Origin of the sequence: Natrinema salifodinae, from assembly GCF_900110455.1 — an archaeon.
Taxonomy (GTDB): domain Archaea; phylum Halobacteriota; class Halobacteria; order Halobacteriales; family Natrialbaceae; genus Natrinema; species Natrinema salifodinae.
The window spans coordinates 432,247-448,382 of sequence record NZ_FOIS01000001.1; the positions used below are offsets into that span (position 1 = coordinate 432,247).

General features: G+C 66.8%; 15 protein-coding genes. 7 read left to right on the plus strand and 8 right to left on the minus strand.

Annotation, left to right across the window (positions count from 1 at the left end; genetic code table 11):
- Positions 1-110: 110 nt before the first annotated feature.
- Positions 111-506 (plus strand): universal stress protein, encoded by a 396-nt coding sequence (locus BMY29_RS01955; RefSeq protein WP_049991053.1) that lies wholly within the window; start codon positions 111-113, stop codon positions 504-506.
- Between the two features lie 115 nt (positions 507-621).
- On the opposite strand, the gene BMY29_RS01960 is transcribed toward BMY29_RS01955, so the two are convergent.
- The 3 genes from BMY29_RS01960 to BMY29_RS01970 form a co-directional block, all read right to left on the minus strand.
- Positions 622-1,416 (minus strand): VOC family protein, encoded by a 795-nt coding sequence (locus BMY29_RS01960; RefSeq protein WP_049991054.1) that lies wholly within the window; start codon positions 1,414-1,416, stop codon positions 622-624.
- 48 nt (positions 1,417-1,464) lie between these two features.
- Positions 1,465-3,180, minus strand: coding sequence for a Na+/H+ antiporter NhaC family protein (locus BMY29_RS01965; RefSeq protein ID WP_049991055.1), 1,716 nt, complete (start codon positions 3,178-3,180; stop codon positions 1,465-1,467).
- A 229-nt stretch (positions 3,181-3,409) separates the two neighbouring features.
- Positions 3,410-4,522, minus strand: coding sequence for an OBG GTPase family GTP-binding protein (locus tag BMY29_RS01970; RefSeq protein ID WP_049991056.1), 1,113 nt, complete (start codon positions 4,520-4,522; stop codon positions 3,410-3,412).
- Positions 4,523-4,682: 160 nt separating this feature from the next.
- Between BMY29_RS01970 and BMY29_RS01975 the strand changes: the two genes are divergently transcribed.
- From BMY29_RS01975 to BMY29_RS01985, 3 genes are all read left to right on the plus strand, one after another.
- The gene (locus BMY29_RS01975; protein WP_049991057.1) at positions 4,683-6,341 is read left to right on the plus strand and encodes a COG1361 family protein; all 1,659 of its coding nucleotides are present in this window, start codon (positions 4,683-4,685) and stop codon (positions 6,339-6,341) included.
- Positions 6,342-6,480: 139 nt separating this feature from the next.
- Positions 6,481-6,684 carry a VNG_1110C family protein gene (locus BMY29_RS01980; RefSeq protein WP_049991058.1) on the plus strand — a complete coding sequence of 68 codons (204 nt, stop codon included), beginning with the start codon at positions 6,481-6,483 and terminating at the stop codon, positions 6,682-6,684.
- Positions 6,685-6,784: 100 nt separating this feature from the next.
- Positions 6,785-7,768 carry an arsenic resistance protein gene (locus BMY29_RS01985; RefSeq protein ID WP_049991059.1) on the plus strand — a complete coding sequence of 328 codons (984 nt, stop codon included), beginning with the start codon at positions 6,785-6,787 and terminating at the stop codon, positions 7,766-7,768.
- Between the two features lie 70 nt (positions 7,769-7,838).
- On the opposite strand, the gene BMY29_RS01990 is transcribed toward BMY29_RS01985, so the two are convergent.
- Entirely contained in the window at positions 7,839-9,134 is a 1,296-nt protein-coding gene (locus BMY29_RS01990) for a tRNA(Ile)(2)-agmatinylcytidine synthase (RefSeq protein WP_049991060.1), read from the minus strand.
- 177 nt (positions 9,135-9,311) lie between these two features.
- On the opposite strand from BMY29_RS01990, the gene BMY29_RS01995 reads away from it, so the two are divergent.
- On the plus strand, positions 9,312-10,277 hold the full coding sequence (locus tag BMY29_RS01995) for a transcriptional regulator (RefSeq protein ID WP_049991061.1): 966 nt from the start codon (positions 9,312-9,314) through the stop codon (positions 10,275-10,277).
- A gap of 156 nt (positions 10,278-10,433) precedes the next feature.
- Here the strand turns inward: BMY29_RS01995 and BMY29_RS02000 are convergent, their stop codons facing one another.
- Together BMY29_RS02000 and BMY29_RS02005 are read right to left on the minus strand one after the other, a co-directional pair.
- Positions 10,434-10,679: a glutathione S-transferase N-terminal domain-containing protein gene (locus tag BMY29_RS02000; protein WP_049991062.1), complete on the minus strand. Its 246-nt coding sequence runs from the start codon at positions 10,677-10,679 to the stop codon at positions 10,434-10,436.
- Positions 10,680-10,817: 138 nt separating this feature from the next.
- Positions 10,818-12,245 (minus strand): NCS2 family permease, encoded by a 1,428-nt coding sequence (locus tag BMY29_RS02005; protein WP_049991063.1) that lies wholly within the window; start codon positions 12,243-12,245, stop codon positions 10,818-10,820.
- A 236-nt stretch (positions 12,246-12,481) separates the two neighbouring features.
- On the opposite strand from BMY29_RS02005, the gene BMY29_RS02010 reads away from it, so the two are divergent.
- Positions 12,482-13,144 (plus strand): potassium channel family protein, encoded by a 663-nt coding sequence (locus BMY29_RS02010; protein ID WP_049991064.1) that lies wholly within the window; start codon positions 12,482-12,484, stop codon positions 13,142-13,144.
- Between the two features lie 219 nt (positions 13,145-13,363).
- Here the strand turns inward: BMY29_RS02010 and BMY29_RS02015 are convergent, their stop codons facing one another.
- Complete coding sequence (locus tag BMY29_RS02015) at positions 13,364-14,452, minus strand: DNA methyltransferase (protein ID WP_049991065.1); 1,089 nt, start codon at positions 14,450-14,452, stop codon at positions 13,364-13,366.
- Positions 14,453-14,723: 271 nt separating this feature from the next.
- Here BMY29_RS02015 and BMY29_RS02020 point away from each other — a divergent pair, with 271 nt between their 5' ends.
- On the plus strand, positions 14,724-15,731 hold the full coding sequence (locus BMY29_RS02020) for a glutathione S-transferase family protein (protein ID WP_049991066.1): 1,008 nt from the start codon (positions 14,724-14,726) through the stop codon (positions 15,729-15,731).
- 107 nt (positions 15,732-15,838) lie between these two features.
- On the opposite strand, the gene BMY29_RS02025 is transcribed toward BMY29_RS02020, so the two are convergent.
- The gene (locus BMY29_RS02025) at positions 15,839-16,066 is read right to left on the minus strand and encodes a DUF7535 family protein (protein WP_049991067.1); all 228 of its coding nucleotides are present in this window, start codon (positions 16,064-16,066) and stop codon (positions 15,839-15,841) included.
- Positions 16,067-16,136 lie beyond the last annotated feature (70 nt).

The following is a 16,136-nucleotide window of genomic DNA, read 5'->3' on the forward strand; positions in this document are numbered from 1 at the left end:
TAGTATTGGAAGCGCGTTTTCTGGGTTGGAAAACACTGTGCCGAGTCGTTCGGTTTCGCGTCCATCGTCGGTCCCACAGGTTCTTTGGGATCGCCGTCGAGAGGCCCGCTATGCACTATTTGGTCGGGACCGATTCGATCCACACGACGGCCTCGATCTGCGATTATCTCGGCGAGCGAGCGACCGCCACCGATGCCGTGACCGTCGTCGCCGTCGCGCCGAGCGACGATCCGACGGCCCGCCGAGACGCCGAGGAAGCGCTAACCGTCGCCCCCGTTCGCCTGGCGACGGTCGGCGACGTCGAGACCGAGTTGCGGGAGGGCGAGGGATCGCCGGCGGACGTCCTCCGCGCCGCCGCGGCGGACAGCGACGCTGACGAGTTCGTGATCGGCTCCCGCGGCGGCGATCCCGACGCCGCTGCGACGCGGGACCTCGGCTCGACCGCGCGGGAACTGCTGGCAGCCGCCGACCGGCCGGTGGTCGTCGTTCCGGGTCCCGAATTCTAAGTTGTACTCCGGCGGCGACACTCAGCCCTGTCGCTCGCACGGGTTCTCGCGGACTCTTACGGACTAAATCTCGAAAACGAACGGCGGTGGGTGCGGGGAACGAAACCGGTACGGCTCAGAACGGGAACAGCGAGTCGGCCTCGAGATCGCGCTCGATCAGTTCGATCTCGTGGCCGTCCTGATCCTTCGTGAACGCGTACATGTTGTCGTTGCTCTCGGGGTCGCGGTAGTCGTCGGCATCCCGCTCCAGCAGCGCCTCCCAGTCCTCGGCGAGGTCGTCGACGCGGATACAGAGGTGGCCCCAGGCGTCGCCCGCGTCGTAGCTACGGCCGTCGTAGTTGTAGGTGAGCTCGACGGACATCGCCTCGGGAGCGGCGTCTCGGGGCTCGACGAAGTAGTTCGCGAAGGTGTCGGCCTCCCAGCGGCCGACCTCGTCGTACTCGAATTTCCGGGTCCAGAAGCCCAGCGCCTCGTCGGCGTCCTCGACGCGGATCATGGTGTGGTCGAGCGACCACAGCGCGCCCTCGTCGGGGTCGCGCTGGACGATCTCGACCTCGTGGCCGTCGGGATCTTTGACGAAGGCGTAGTCGCCGCCGCAGGACTCGGGGTCGCGATAGTCCTCGACACCCTCGTCCATGAGCTGCTGGTAGTAGTCCTCGAGTTCGCCCTCGGGAACGCGGACCGCGATGTGCCCCCAGGCGTCGCCCAGTTCGGGCACCTCGCCCTCGTTGTGGGTGATCTCGAGCATCGCCCCGTCCTCGTGCATGTCCTCGGGTCCGAGGTAGACGATGGTGAAGCCGTCGCCCTCGTAGCGGTCCTTCTCCTCGTACTCGAGGTGGGTCTGGTACCACTCGAGGGACTCCTCCAGATCCGCGACGCGAATCATCGTGTGGTCGAGCGTTCCGTCCATGCGCGAAACAAGGCCTGCGGGCAGCAAAAACGTGGCGAAGGCGGCGGTCTAGTCGAGGTCTTCCGGCGCCGACCCGGCCTCGGCGTCCGTCCCGCGACGAGCGAGGTCAGCGTCGATCGCGGAGGCCTTGGGAGCGACGCCCTTGCGGCGGGCGTCGAATTCGGAAAGTCCGTAGACGAGACCGACGAGCAGGACGACGCCCAGCGGCAGGAAGACGACGGGCGGGACGCCGAGGAAGCCGTAGAGCGCGTAACAGACGATCACGACGAGCAGGACCGTGCCGGCGTAGTACAGCTGCGTGCGGATGTGATCGATGAGGTCCGCCCCGGTGAACGTCGAGGAGAGGACCGAGGTGTCCGAGATCGGCGACGTGTGGTCGCCGAAAATCGCGCCCGAGAACACCGCGCCGACCATCACCGGCATGAGTTCGAACGTACCGGTGAGTTCGTAGGCGACGCGGATCGCGATCGGCGTGACGATTCCCATCGTCGCCCACGACGACCCCATGGTGAACGCGACGAACGCGGAGACGAGCAACACGACGATCGGGAGAACGGCCGGCGAGACGATTCCCTCCGCGACGCCGGCGACGTAGACCCCCGTTCCGAGATCCTCGGCGACCGCGCTGATCGACCAGGCGAGCACCAGGATCGTCACCGCGGTCAGCATGAGGTCGAATCCCTCGAGCGCCGTCTCGACGCCGTCGCCGAGGTCGAAGAGGTCGTAAGCCAGGCCGATGAGGATCGCGGTCGCGACCATCGCGAACGAGCCCCAGACGAGCGCGGCCGCGAAGTCGCCGGCGCCGATGACGTCGACCAGAACCTGTACGACGCCGCCGTCACCGATGGCCCCCTCGAGCGATGTCGGCGCACCCGCGTCGGCCTGATCGGCGACCCAGGACTGGTAGCCGGTCCGGAAGGCGCCGGCCAGCGTGACCGCAATCAGAACGACGATCGGCACGAAGAACGTTCGGAGCATCGGTCGGTCCTCGATCGGCGCACCCAGGTCCTCCTCGACTTCCTGGAGCGGCTGCGCGTCGTCGCGGTTTACCTTCCCCGTCCGCCAGGCGCGGTGCTCGGCGTCGAGCATCTCGCCGTAGTCGCGCCGCGACAGGATGATGACGCCCACCATGACGATCGCGAGCAGCGAGTAGGTGTTGAACGGGATCGAGCCGACGAACGTCTCGAACGTCCCCGGCGTGTCGGCCGCGGCGACGTCGTAGTCGTTGCTCTCGACGAGCGCGGCGTATCCCTCGTCGATCATCGACAGCTGGAACGCGACCCAACTCGAGAGGCCGATCGTCGCGACGGGCGCGGCCGTCGAGTCGACGATGTAGGAGAGTTTCTCCCGGGAGATGCGCATCTGATCGGAGATCTCGCGCATCGTGCTGCCGACGATGGCCGTGTTGGCGTAGTCGTCGAAGAACAGGAGCATTCCGAGGACCCACGTCGCCAGGCCGGCGTTGCGCTGGGTCTCGAGCCGATTCGTCGCCCAGTTGCGGACGGCGGTCGCGCCGCCGAGGCGCCAGATCAGCGCCACGCCCGATCCCAGCAACAGGGTGAAGATCAGGATCTGGGCGTGGAACACGTCCGCCATCGACTCGGCGATCCAGTCGAACGCTTGTCCGAGGCCAATACTACCGGTTACGATGACGCCGCCCGACCAGATCCCGAGGAACAGCGACAGGATCGGCCGACGCGTCACGATCGCGAGCCCGATCGCGAGCAGCGGCGGCAGGAGCGAGAGCGCGCCAAATTCTGCCATATCTACCTAGTCGTCGAGCGGTCGGATATTTTTCACCGTTCCGATTCGAATACCGTCCAGTCAGAAAACGTACGTGTCGTGTGCGCGCGAATTGGGCGGAATCCGTGCACTTCTGATCAAATAGTTGACTTCTGTCGGGCAAAAATAAAGGCCGTCAGCGGCCGATACCAGTTGGGTCAGCCGCTAAACCGGATGACGCCGGATCGAACGTATCCCGGTGGCTGCCCGGTTACCGACGCAGGATCAGCTTGAGCACGTCCTCGTCCTGAAGGACGTGATCGCGCCCGACCTGCTGTTCGTCGTGGGTCGCGCTGGGGCCGGTGACGCGGGCGAAGCGGAACCGCTCTTCCATCTCGCCGCCGAGCTTCTCGAGCGCGTCGTCGACGGACGCGCCCTCCTCGATCACGAGCGGCTCCTCCCAGTCGATACCGCGGCCTGGCTTGTCCATGTAGACCCGGATGAGCCCGAGATTCTCCCAGATCCGGTCCTTGAGTGCCTCGAGACCCTTCTCCTTCTCGGCGCTGATGAAGGTGACGTCCGCCGGATCGAGGTCCCGGTCGCGAAGTTGCTCGTCGACGGTCTCCTTGTAGGAGGGTTCGATGAGGTCGACCTTGTTGACGCAGGTGATCGAGGGGATGTACTCGCGATTGTTCATCAGGCCGTCGACCAGGCGGTCGATGGTGACGGTCTCCTGGAGGTTGAGATCCGCGTTCACGTAGCCGTGCTGGCGGAGAACTTCCTTGATCGTTTGTTCGTCGAGGTCCTGATCGGTGCTCGAGGTGAGCTTGATCCCGTCCTTGTGCTTGCGGCGAACGGTGACTCGCGGGGGCTTCTGGTCGACGCGGATGTTGATATCGTACAGTTCCTCTTGCAGGCGATCGTACTGCTCGAGTTCGAAGACCGAGAGCACGAAGACGATCAGATCGGCGTTGCGCACGACCGCCAGCACCTGCTGGCCGTCGCCCCGGCCCGACGCCGCGCCCTCGATGAGCCCGGGTACGTCGAGCATCTGGATGTTCGCGCCGCGGTGTTGGAGCATTCCGGGGTTGACGTCCAGCGTCGTGAACTCGTAGGAGCCGGTCTCGCTCTCGGCGTTGGTCATCGAGTTCAACAGCGACGACTTGCCGACGCTCGGAAACCCAACCAAGGCGACGGTCGCGTCGCCGTGTTTCTCGACGGAGTAGCCACCGCCACCGCCGGAGCCCGACTGCTGTTTTTCGAGCTTCTCCTTCTTCTCCGCGAGCTTGGACTTCAGCCGACCGATGTGGGCCTCGGTCGACTTGTTGTAGGGCGTGTTGGCGATTTCTTCCTCGATCTCCTCGATCTCCTCCTCGAGCCCCATTTGTCAGTATCCAACCGGTCGGGCCGAAAAACCCTTTCGAGACTGCACGTGGCGGGAACCGCGACGCGTCGATCCGTGAAGTGGACATTCGTTTCTCCTATTCAGTTCGTTCTGGGAATATTGAATTAACTATACCGTACTGTAAGTGCTATGTCATCGTATGCGCAGGCGGGAGTACGTCACTGCACTGGGGGGGACCGTGGGTGTCTTCGCGACGGGTGGGACGGGACGAGCGCAGCCGGCGACGCTCGAGCGGGTCTGTCCGGCGGATACCGTGACGCACGTTCGTCCGGGCGACGACGTCCTGTTCGAGGCCGCGGCCGAGCCGGGCGTCGAATCCCCGGACGCCGAGTGGACCGTCGACGGCGGCGAGTCGGATGCGGTGCGTCCGGGCGCACCGTTTTGGAGTTACACCTATAGAACGGGAAATCCGGCCGCGGCCGGGCGGTTCGACGAGACCGGCGTTTACGACGTCACCGTCTCGGTCGGCGCCTCGAGCGTCGACTGGACGGTCGTCGCCACCGAGCGCGCGCCGGCGGCCCCGAGCGCCGACCTCTCGTGCGAGCCCGGTCCGGACGCCACCGTCACCGTCCGCGACGAAATCGAGGTGACGGCGACGGCCGCGGACGACTCCGGAACACTCCGGACGCTCCTCTGGCAGGAGGGACGAAACGCCACCTACGTCGACGACACCGACCTGTCGGGGGCGGACGCGACGGTCACGTATGCGGTGACCGGCGGCAACGCCATCTGGTTCATCGGCGACTATCCGATGATCGCGTGGATCGTCTGCCGCGACGGGCGGCTGACGACCGCCCGCACCGAGGGGCCGGCGGTCGAGGCGTTTCGGGACGTCGATATCTCCGGCACGAACGCACCGGTCCGCGCCGGCGAGGACCTGGTCGTCGAGGCCGAGATCGCGGCCGAGGGGAGCTCGACCTATCACGCCTTCGTGGAGGCGTCGGCGGACCTGATCGTCGGCCACGATCCGACTCACGTCGACAGCGCGACGGTCGAGGTGTTCGCGGGCCAGGCGGAGTCGATCGAACTCGAGTTCACGACGGCTACCGTCCGTAACACGCAGACGTTTCCGGTCCGCGTCGAGACGCGCCACGCCGCGTCGGAAACCGACGTCACCGTCATCGGGACCGACGACGCCGACGAACGGGGCCACCTGCAGGTGACGGACCTCGAGACGAACGCGCCAGTGACCGGCGGCGATCGGCTCGAGGTGACGGCGACGCTCGCGAATACGGGCGACGCGCCGGCCGACCGCGAGGTCGAACTCGTCGTCGGGGACAATCCAACGACCGTCGACACGCGCCGGGTGACCGTCGACGCGGGCGCGACGACGACCGTCTCGCTCGGCTACGAGACCTATCCGGTCCGCAACGACGACGAGTTCCCCGTCCGCGTGCGGACGGGCGACGACAGCGCGTCGCGGACGGTGCTCGTCTACGGACGCGACGGTGACGGGAACGGCGACGGGAACGACGGCGACGACGGGACCGGCCAGGCGTCGTTCGCGGTGTCGATCACCGGAACGAACGCGCCGGTCGCGGGCGGCGAGCGGCTCTCCGTGACTGCCACCGTCGAGAACGCGGGCGACGCCGCCGGCACGCACGACGTCGAACTCGTCGTCGGCCGCACGCCCGAGGTGGTCGACGCCGCGAGCATGAGCCTGGCGCCGGGCGAGACGACGACGGTGTCGCTGGGGTACGAAACCTATCCGGTCCGCAACGACGACACGTTCCCGGTGACGATTCGGTCGCCGCAGACGAGCGACACGCGGACGGTGACGGTTCGCGGGTCGGGGTGACGCCGCTTCCGGTCGAGGCGGCGAGCGATAGCGGTCGGCCACCGCCGTCTCCGAAGGTTCTACCGGGCGCTCGCGCGGATCATTACCGATGACAACGTGATTCGACACGCATAAACGACGGGCGGGCGACTGGTTATACATGCCAGACGCGTCGCAGCTGCGTGACAGCACCCAGATCGTCCTCCCGCGGGAGGCGCTGGAGGGGCTGGAGCCGCAGCTCGACGACGAGTTCACGGTCACCGTCTTTCCGGACGGCGAGGACCGCTGCCGGATCATCGGCAGCCCCGTCGAGATCAAGGCGGCCAGCGAGTTCCTCGCCCGCCGCGGCGTGACCGTCCGCTAACCATTTTCGCGGAGATGCGGTCGCGATCGGTCGCAGCCCCCGGTCCCGACCGCCGTCGGAATCGACAGCCCTTCGAGCGGGTGCGCCCTAGTGACCGCCGGTGAACGTCTTCGAGCGCTTCCAGACGCTGTTCGTGATGACGGGGATCGGAGTCGGCCTGGCGGCCGCGCAGTTCGACGGCGTCCCCGCGCTCGCGGATCGGCTCGTGCTCCCGTTCCTGCTGGTGACGCTGTTCGCGACGTTCGCCGGAATGCCGCTCGCGAACCTCCGCCGGGCGTTCCGGAACCGGCGGTTCGTCGCCACGACTCTCGTCGTGAACTTCGGCTGGAACCCGCTGCTGGCGGTCGGCCTCGGCGCGGTCTTCCTGGCCGACCACCCGGCGCTGTGGGTCGGCCTGCTCATGCTGCTCGTAACGCCCTGTACCGACTGGTATCTGGTCTTTACCGACCTCGCGAACGGCGACGTGCCGCTGGCGACGTCGCTACTGCCGTACAACCTCGTCCTGCAACTGCTGTTGCTACCGGTCTACCTCGCGCTCTTCGCGGACACGCTCGTCCAATTTCGGTTGCAGCTCCTGCTCGAGAGCATCGTGCTCGTTCTCGTGGTCCCGCTGACGCTGGCCGTTGCCGTCCGCAGGGGCGTCGCGGCGTTCGACCGCCAGCAGTGGTTCGCGGCGACGGTGCGACCGAGACTCGGCCCCGTCCAGATCACCTTCCTCGCGCTGGCCGTCGCCGCGATGTTCGCCTCCCAGGGCGGCCTGGTCGTCGAGCGCCCGGACGTGCTCGTTCGCCTGGCCCTCCCCGTCGTCGCCTTCTACGCCGTCAACTTCTCGCTCGGCCTGGCGATCGGTCGCGTCCTCGACTTCTCTCACGAGGAAGTCGCCTGTTTCAACTGTACGGTCCTCTCGCGGAACTCGCCGACCGCCCTCGCGATCGCGGTGGTCGCGTTCCCGAACGAGCCGCTGATTCCGCTCGCGCTCGTCGTCGGCCCGCTGGTCGAACTCCCGCTGCTCTCGGCGGTCGCGGGCCTGTTGCGCCGGTTCGAGCGGCGCGGCTGGACGGTTGGAGAACGAGCGCCGCTCTGACGGTTCCGCGGTCCGTGATCGGCCACAGTGTCCAGTCAGCGGATGGCGACGTCCGGCACCGAAACTTCCGCTACCGCTCGGGGTGCGTCGGCGCGTCGAATCCGCCGCGGACGAGCGGCTTCGCGATGTGACGGCGCGCACACGGCGGCACTTCGTACCACCCCTCTTCGAGGTCCCGCTCCAGCGGCTGCTCCGCCTTCGCGTCCCGGCTCGTTCCGCAGTCCCGGCAGCGATAGCCCTGGTTTCGGCCGGCGCTCTCCATCGTCCGGCCGCAGTCGGGACAGGTCGGCGTCACCCGCTCGGTCCGCACCAGGCCGCGCACGGCGAACTTCTCGAGTTTGAGCGTCCCACGGGAAACCTCCCCGCAAGCGGTGATCCGATCGCCGACTCGGAGCGCTCTGACGCGATCTCTGAACCGTTTCGTCGGCTCGAAGGCCGCACACGCGAGTCGGTCGGCCGACCCTCGCCCGTCGCTGGACGGTGACTCGAGCTCGATGAAGACGTGTCCGCCGCGGCGCGTCTCCGGCTCGCTCACGACGCGGCCCTCCAGCCGGTAGGCCCGCCCGTCCTCGACGTTCGGAATCGATCCCTCCCGGAGGTGGACGTCCGTCCCCTGGTTCGTCACGAACAGCCGGCTCGCGGCGACGGGCTCGCTCTCGATCCGCTCGGCCGCCGCCCGGACCGCGTCCAGATCGTCACCGCGGATCCCGTGCAGGATCGGACCGGGCGCGTGCGGCACGCAGACGGTCTCGTCCTCGCCGCGATCGACCGTGTCCCAGACCTCGGAATAGCCTCGATCGGCCGCCTCGAAGACGCTCTCGTGGTCCACGTCGCGGGGCGTCCCCCAGCGGTCGGGCTCACGGTAGGAGATGTACTCGTAGGTCCACTCGTCGAGCGCCGACCAGGCGCCGATCGCGGCGACGGCGCCGATCCGACCGCGGCCGTCGCCGGCGTGCCACGACCGGTAGCCGCGGCGCTCGATCAGCGCCGTCGCGTCCTCGATCGCCAGGCGGTCGCGGATCGCCGCGCGCGCGAATCGACGTACGTCCTCGGGGGGTGCCGGATCGTCGTGGACGTGGGCCGCGACGACCAGGCCGGGATTCGTCCGCTCGTCCGCGGTCTCGGCCAGGGATTCGAGGCGCTCGCGGGCGATCTGGAACGCACGGTCGGGATCGCAGTCGGTGTGGATCGCCAGGGCGGCGTTGCCCCGCGTCTTGTACTCGACGGCGGGGTTGAGCCGGACGAGGAGGAGTCGCGCCACGTCAGCGTCCGCCTGGCGCAGCCGCTCGGCGATCCGTGCGGCGACGTAGGTCGTGCACATTCCGCGCTCGCGCGAGTCGGTATCGTCGAGCCCGACGACGGTCATCGGCGGGCCTTGGCGGGGGAGCGGGTAACCCCTTTCGGGACGACTGCGGATAGCCGCGGACCGCCGGCGGGCGGAAACCAGTATATAAGTATGTTCCCGATACAGGCGTGAATCGCGACACGGCAGCCGGGCGTCCCGGGGAAAGCGTCTTATACGAGGAATCGCTTACAACCCTCTATGTCCCGCTCCGCACTGGTCGGCAATGTCACCGCGATGTTAGAGGACGCGGGGTTCGTTGTCAGCGACCGGTGTGCGATCCGACCCAAGAGCTTCGATATCGTCGCGCGACGCGGCGAGGACCTTATTCTCGTCAAGATCCTCGCCAACATCGACGCGTTCAACGAGGAGACCGGCCACGAGATGCGACGGCTGGGAACCTATCTCCAGGCGACGCCGCTCGTCATCGGCCTGCGCAGTCGCGACGAGGACCTCAAACCGGACGTCGTCTACTTCCGACACGGCGTCCCCGTCTTCAGCCCCGACACGGCATACAACCTGTTCATCGAGAGCGTCCCGCCGCTGATCTACGCGGCCCCGGGCGGCCTCTACGTCAACATCGACGGCGAGCTGCTCGCCGACGAACGGCAGGACCGCGACTGGAGCCTCGGCCAACTCGCCAGCGAACTCGGCGTCTCTCGGCGGACCGTCTCGAAGTACGAAGACGGCATGAACGCCTCCGTCGAGGTCGCGATGGCGCTCGAGGAGATGTTCGACGCGCCCCTGACCAGCCCCGTCGACGTGCTCGACGGGGCCGAGGACGTCCACGAGAGCGAGTCGACGCCGGACGATCCGGAGGCGGACCCGGACGACGAGCAGGTCGTCGCCGTCTTCACCCGAGCCGGCTACCGAGTCCATCCGACGGTCCGCTCGCCGTTTACGGCCGTCAGCGAGGACGAAGACGACAGCGACGTCGTCCTCACGGGTCACTCGGAGTTCACGAAGGCCGCCCAGAAGCGCGCCCGCATTATGAGTTCGATCGGACACGTCACTCGGACGCGCTCGGTCTACATCGTGGATCGGGCGAAACAGGAGTCCGTCGACGGCACGGCCCTGGTCGAACGCGAGGAACTCGCGGAGCTCCGAGACGCCGACGAACTCCGCGACGTCATCCGGGAGCGGTCCGAGCGCGAGGAAGCGGCCTGATTGGTCGATCGGTCGAGTTACGATTCGCAATTCGCGGTTCGGCGGCCCGCGATAGCCGCGTCCGCGACGCTATTTCTTTCTTTGTCTCTGCTCTACCGCAGTCTCCGGTCTCCGTACTTCGAATCGATAGAAGCGACGGCGGCGATCGGAGCGCCGTCAGGCGTAGGTCTCTTCGAGGTACTCGACGATGTCATCGCTCTCCGGCATCCCCTCGACGCCATTAGCCTCGTCGGTGATCACCGGCACGCCGGTCTGTCCGCTGACCTTCTCGACCTCGGTGCGCTCCCCGTGGGACCGGGGGACCTCGATCACGTCGTAGTCCAGTTCAAGATCGTCGAGTTTCGACCGAACCTTCGCGCAGTACGGGCAGCCCGGGAGTTCGTACAGCGTGATGTCTGCCATACCCGTTCGTTGCCGCGGAAGACGTATCAGCCCACCGGTCGCCCGGGTGGTTGCCGGAAGAAAGCGCCGCGCGGACGGCGGACAGCGGACGGGTGACGGCTGAATGCGAACCGAAAACCGAGTCCCGAGACGGCTCCGTCAGAACGCGAACATCTCGGCGTCGACCGCGAAGAAGACCGCGAAGTACAGGACGAACGCGAGTGCGAGTACCCACTGGCCGAGCGAGACGTCGTCAGTTTCGCCCATGGCGGCCTTGACGACCGGGTAGCTCATGATCCCGGCGGCCAGGCCGTTCGAGATCGAGGCGGTCAGCGGCATGATCGTGATCGTCAGCCCGCCGGCGATTGCCCAGGCCGGGTCCTGCCAGTCGATGTCGGCGACGCCCTGGAGCATGATGATCCCGACGACGACCAGCGCGACGTAGGTCGCGTACTGCGGGATGGCGCTGATCACCGGGACGAGCAACAGGGACAGCAGGAAGAGGAGACCGACGACGAGAGCGGTACAGCCGGTCCGGCCGCCCTCCTCGACCCCGGTCGAGGACTCGATGAAGGTCGTCACCGTCGAGGTGCCGATCATCGCGCCGATGGTGGTCCCGACCGCGTCGGCCATCAGCGGTTTCTCGATCTCGGGGAGGTCACCCTCCTCGTTCAGGAAGCCGCCGATCTGCGAGACGCCGATGAGCGTCCCGGCGGTGTCGAAGAAGTCGACGAAGAAGAACGTGAAGACGACCAGTACGAAGACGAGCGGATCGTCGGTGATCATGCCGAGCCCGTCGACGAACCCGGCGACGAGCGGCGTGAAGTCGTACTGGACGCTCGCGATCACGTTCAGGAGGCCCTCGTTCGAGAACTGCTCGTAGCTCCCGGGTGGCGTGAGCGTGCCTGGCGAGGTGACGCCGAGGAGGGTCAACAGCCAACCGGCGACCGCGGTCGCGAGAATGCCGATGACGATCGAGCCGCGGATCCCGCGGGCGTGGAGGACGAGCATCAGCGCCAGGCCGGCCAGCGAGAGCGCGGCGACGGCGCTCGTCGCGACGTTGCCCATCGTCACGAGCGTGTCGGGGTCGCTGACGACGAGTTGCATCTCCTGGAGACCCAGGAAGAGCAGGTAGACGCCGATCCCGGCCCCGACGGCGAACTTGACCGGTTCGGGGAACAGTTCGATGACGTACCGGCGCGCGCCGACGGCGGTCAGCGCGATGAAGACGATCCCTTCGACGAAGACCGCCGCGAGCGCGACCTGCCACGGGACGCCCAGTCCGAGGACGACCGTAAACGCGAAGAAGGCGTTCAGGCCCATCCCGGGTGCGAGCCCGAAGGGCCGGTTCGCCCAGAGCGCCATTACGCCGATCGCGACCACCGACGCGAGGATCGTCGCCACGGCGATCATCTGTTGGATCTCCCCCTGTCCGTAGCCGTCGATCGTGATCGCCTCGCTGAGGATGATCGGATTGACGACGATGATATAGGACATCGCCAGGAAGGTCGTCACCCCCGCGATGGCTTCCGTCTCGAGGTCAGTATCGTGTTCGTCGAACCCGAAGTACCGGTCGATAGCCCCCATATTGGATGTTCGAGCATAGAAACACGGATTAGTTAAGCGTTCTTGTCCGCATCGGCGCCCATAGTATTCACGTCCATGTATATGATAGCGAGTATAACGGTCCGCGTCGAGCCGACACCAGGGAGACGGGCACCGAACGTCGGCCGCGAGCAGCCCGCGAGCGGCGGTCTCGAGCGGTCACGGCGCCGGCGGGACGAACGTATTTCACCTCGGAGCGCGTACCGTACTCTTGTACCATGAGGTTTGTCATCGTGGGATACGGCCGGGTCGGTTCGCGGACCGCGACCATCCTCTCCGAAGAAGGCCATCAGGTCGTCATCGTCGACAACGACATGGATCGGATCGAGCGCGCCGGCGGCGACGAGTTCGAGACGGTCCGGGGCGACGGCTCCGACGAGGACGTCCTGATCGAGGCCGGAATCGAGGACGCGGTCGCGATCGGCGCGTTCACGCCCGATCTCAACGCCAACTTCGCGGCCTGTATGGTCGGCACCCACCACGGCTGCCGGACCGTCCTGCGCATCGACGAGGACTACCGCGAGGACATCTACGAGAAGTACGCCGAGGAGGTTGACGAGATCGTCTACCCCGAGCGGCTAGGCGCCGCGGGCGCGAAGACGGCCCTGCTGGGCGGCGACTTCAACGTCGTCGCCGACCTGGCGGCGAACCTCCAGTTGACCGTCTTCGAGATCCGGGAGGGATCGCCGGCGGTCGGCAAACGGATGAGCGAACTCGACTTACCCGAGTCGGCACGGATCTACGCCCACGGCCGCGCCCGCGAACCGCTGACGATTCCGCTTCCGGGCACCGAGTTCGAGGTTGGCGACGAGGTCGCAGTCATCACGGAGACCGATCGCGCGGAGGCCGTCCGCTCGGCGTTGTTACCCGCGAGCGCGTAGGACAGGGTTCGTCGTCGCCGACCGTTCGATCGGTCCGACCGGCCTCTTAAATCCCGCGCTGGCGGCGTCGAAAGGGGAAAGGGGGAGAGGAACGGTATCAGGCGCGCAGACGGACGGATGGGGAGGGGTGGGGAGACCGTCGGCGCGCCTATTCGTTCCGTCGCACGGGGGGCAAATAAAACCGCGTCAGACGACCGACAGACGGGAGTCAGACGCGGATCAGTTCCCGGTTGCCTCCTCCGATTCGGGCCGGAAGACGAGCACGTTCTGGTGGACCATCGAAGGGACGAACGAGAAGGGATAGCCGTAGACGTGGAGGTCCTTCGTGGGGTCGTACCAGATCAGGGTCGCCGCGAGCGTCAGGGGTGCGGTCGACTCGATCGCGTCGGCGAGTTCGGCCGAGAGGAATTCGTAGGACTGCTCGCGATACATATCGCCGATGAAGACGACGACGTGGCCGTCCGGCGTGACCGCGTCCGCGAACCGGTCGAACTTGGCCGCCATCTCGGCGAGCCAGGCGGCCTTCGTCTGCGTCTCGTCGCGCTCGTCGGGTTTGTCGCCCGCGTCGGCTCCGTCAGGCCCCTCGGCGTCGGTCTCGCCGGGTCCGTCCCCGTCGAACGACCCCAACTTGCTCTCGCGGGTTCGTCGCTCGTTGCGCGTCTGCTCGAGTTCGTCCATGTGCCAGTAGGGAACGTCCGTTAGCAGGAGGTCGATCGAGTCGTCGGGGACGTCGTCGATCAGGTCGGCGCAGTCGCCGCGGCGCATGTCCTGGTCGGCGAGCGGGGGCTCGCCGCGGGCGCGCCGCTCCTCGTTCTCCGCTTCGAGCACGTTCTGGTAGATGTCGACCCACCGCTCGGTGCGCTCGAAGCCGATCGCCTCCCGGAGCCCCGTCCCCTCGTGTTCGCAGAGGCTCGCGCCGAGTAAGGTGCCGCCGACGCCGGCGAAGGGGTCGAGTACGGTGTCGCCGGCCTTGCTGAACCGGCCGATCAGCTCCGCGCAGAGCCGTGGGGGCTTCTGGCCGCCGTGTTCGCTGCGCAGGTCGTGCTGGAGGGCCGGCGGATACCCCTCCGCGATCACGGACTTCGTGGCGTACTTCCATTCCCTACCCGTGAGATCGTTCACCCGGTTTCGCTCGTCGTAGACCCCCCGCCCCTCGACGTAGCGCTGGTGGTCCGCGAGCTCGTCGGTGTCGATCACTTCGCCGTCCTCGACCGGCAGGGACTCTTCCCGTGCGCGCTCGGCGTCGAACGTCCCGTCCTCGTCGATGACCAGGCGACTCTGGCGGTGTCGCTCCCCGTCGTCTGTCATACCCCGACTGCTCACGCGGACCGCTTAAACGCTTTTTCACGGCCTCGTCCAAGGCCCGTCGCTTCGATGTCGTTCGTCGGAGACGCCGCTCCGTTCGTCGCCGGCGTCCTGGCGCTGTGGGCCAGCGTGATCCGTGTGTCGCGTCGGAGGAGTGGGAGCGGCGGCCGGCGGGAGCGGAGACGACCGGGGACGAGCCACGCGATCGGTCGCACGAGGGTGGTGACGCGAGTGTTAGCGGGTCCATTTGTATCCGCCGGCCGTAGGCTCGCGTATGAACATGCTCGTCGACGGCGAGTGGCGGACCGACGCGCACGAGACGACGAACGAGGAGGGGGCGTTCGAGCGTCAGGAGACGGCGTTCCGAAACCGGATCCGCGACGAGTCCGACGCCGAGTTTCAGCTGGAGGCGGGCCGGTACCACCTCTACGTCTCCTCCGCGTGCCCGTGGGCCCACCGGACGTTGGTCACGCGAGCGCTGACGGGCCTTGAGGACTCGATTTCCGTCTCAGTGGTCGACCCCTACCGCGACGAGGATGGCTGGCAGTTCACGCCCGAGAAGGAGGGATGTACGCGCGATCACGTCCACGACGCGGACTACCTTCGGGAGCTGTACGTCCGGGCCGATCCGGACGCCACCTGTCGCGTGACGGTGCCGGTCCTCTGGGACAAGCAGACGGACACCATCGTCAACAACGAGTCCGCGGAGATCATGCGGATGCTCGACACCGAGTTCGACGGTGTCGCGAGCCGGGACGTGGATATCTACCCCGAGGACTATCGGGACGCGGTCGACCGGATCATCGACGAGATCTACGAGCCGATCAACAACGGGGTCTACCGCGCCGGCTTCGCGACCGAGCAAGCGCCCTACGACGAGGCGGTCGACGACCTCTTTTCGGCGCTCGACCACTGGGACGAGGTCCTGGCGGACCAGCGCTACCTCGCCGGCGATCGGCTGACCGAGGCCGACGTCGCGATGTTCACGACGCTCGTCAGGTTCGACAGTGTATACCACACCCACTTCATGTGTAACGTTCAGTACGTCCGCGAGTACGACAACCTCTGGCCGTACCTGCGCGATCTCTACCAGACGCCAGGCGTCGCGAAAACGGTGAACATGGACCACATCACGGAACACTACTACACGACTCACCCGGACGTCAACCCCAGCGGAATCATCGCGCGCGGTCCGGACCTAAACTTCGAGGCGTCTCACGACCGCGACGAACTTCCGGGCGGGCCGCCGTCGGACCTGACCGCGGCGGCGAGCGACGACTAACGGCCGTCTCGGTCGAGTAAAAACGCGGGTTGCGGATCCCGGGTCGCTGATTTCTGGGTTCCCTTTTGCTTCCGTCTTCCTTACCTACTGTTCAGGTGGCTGCCGGCTTACGATCCGCTTGGCGGCTGACCCGACTCGCGGCCGCGCCGCCAGTCCTCGAAGCTGTGCTCGAACTCGTCCTCGGAGACGAATACTTTCCAGAGGATCCACGCGGGGACGAGCACCGGGATCACCGGAATGAGGACGATGACGAGAATCGCGGCCATCACGTAGCCGAACAGGGTCATCTGGGTGTTCGGCCCGTAGCCGGTCGATTCGGACACCTTGATAGACATGTGTGTTAGTACGAACGTGTCGATATTCCGTCTTTCGATCCCGGACCCGTCGTCGGCGCACGGTCGTGAT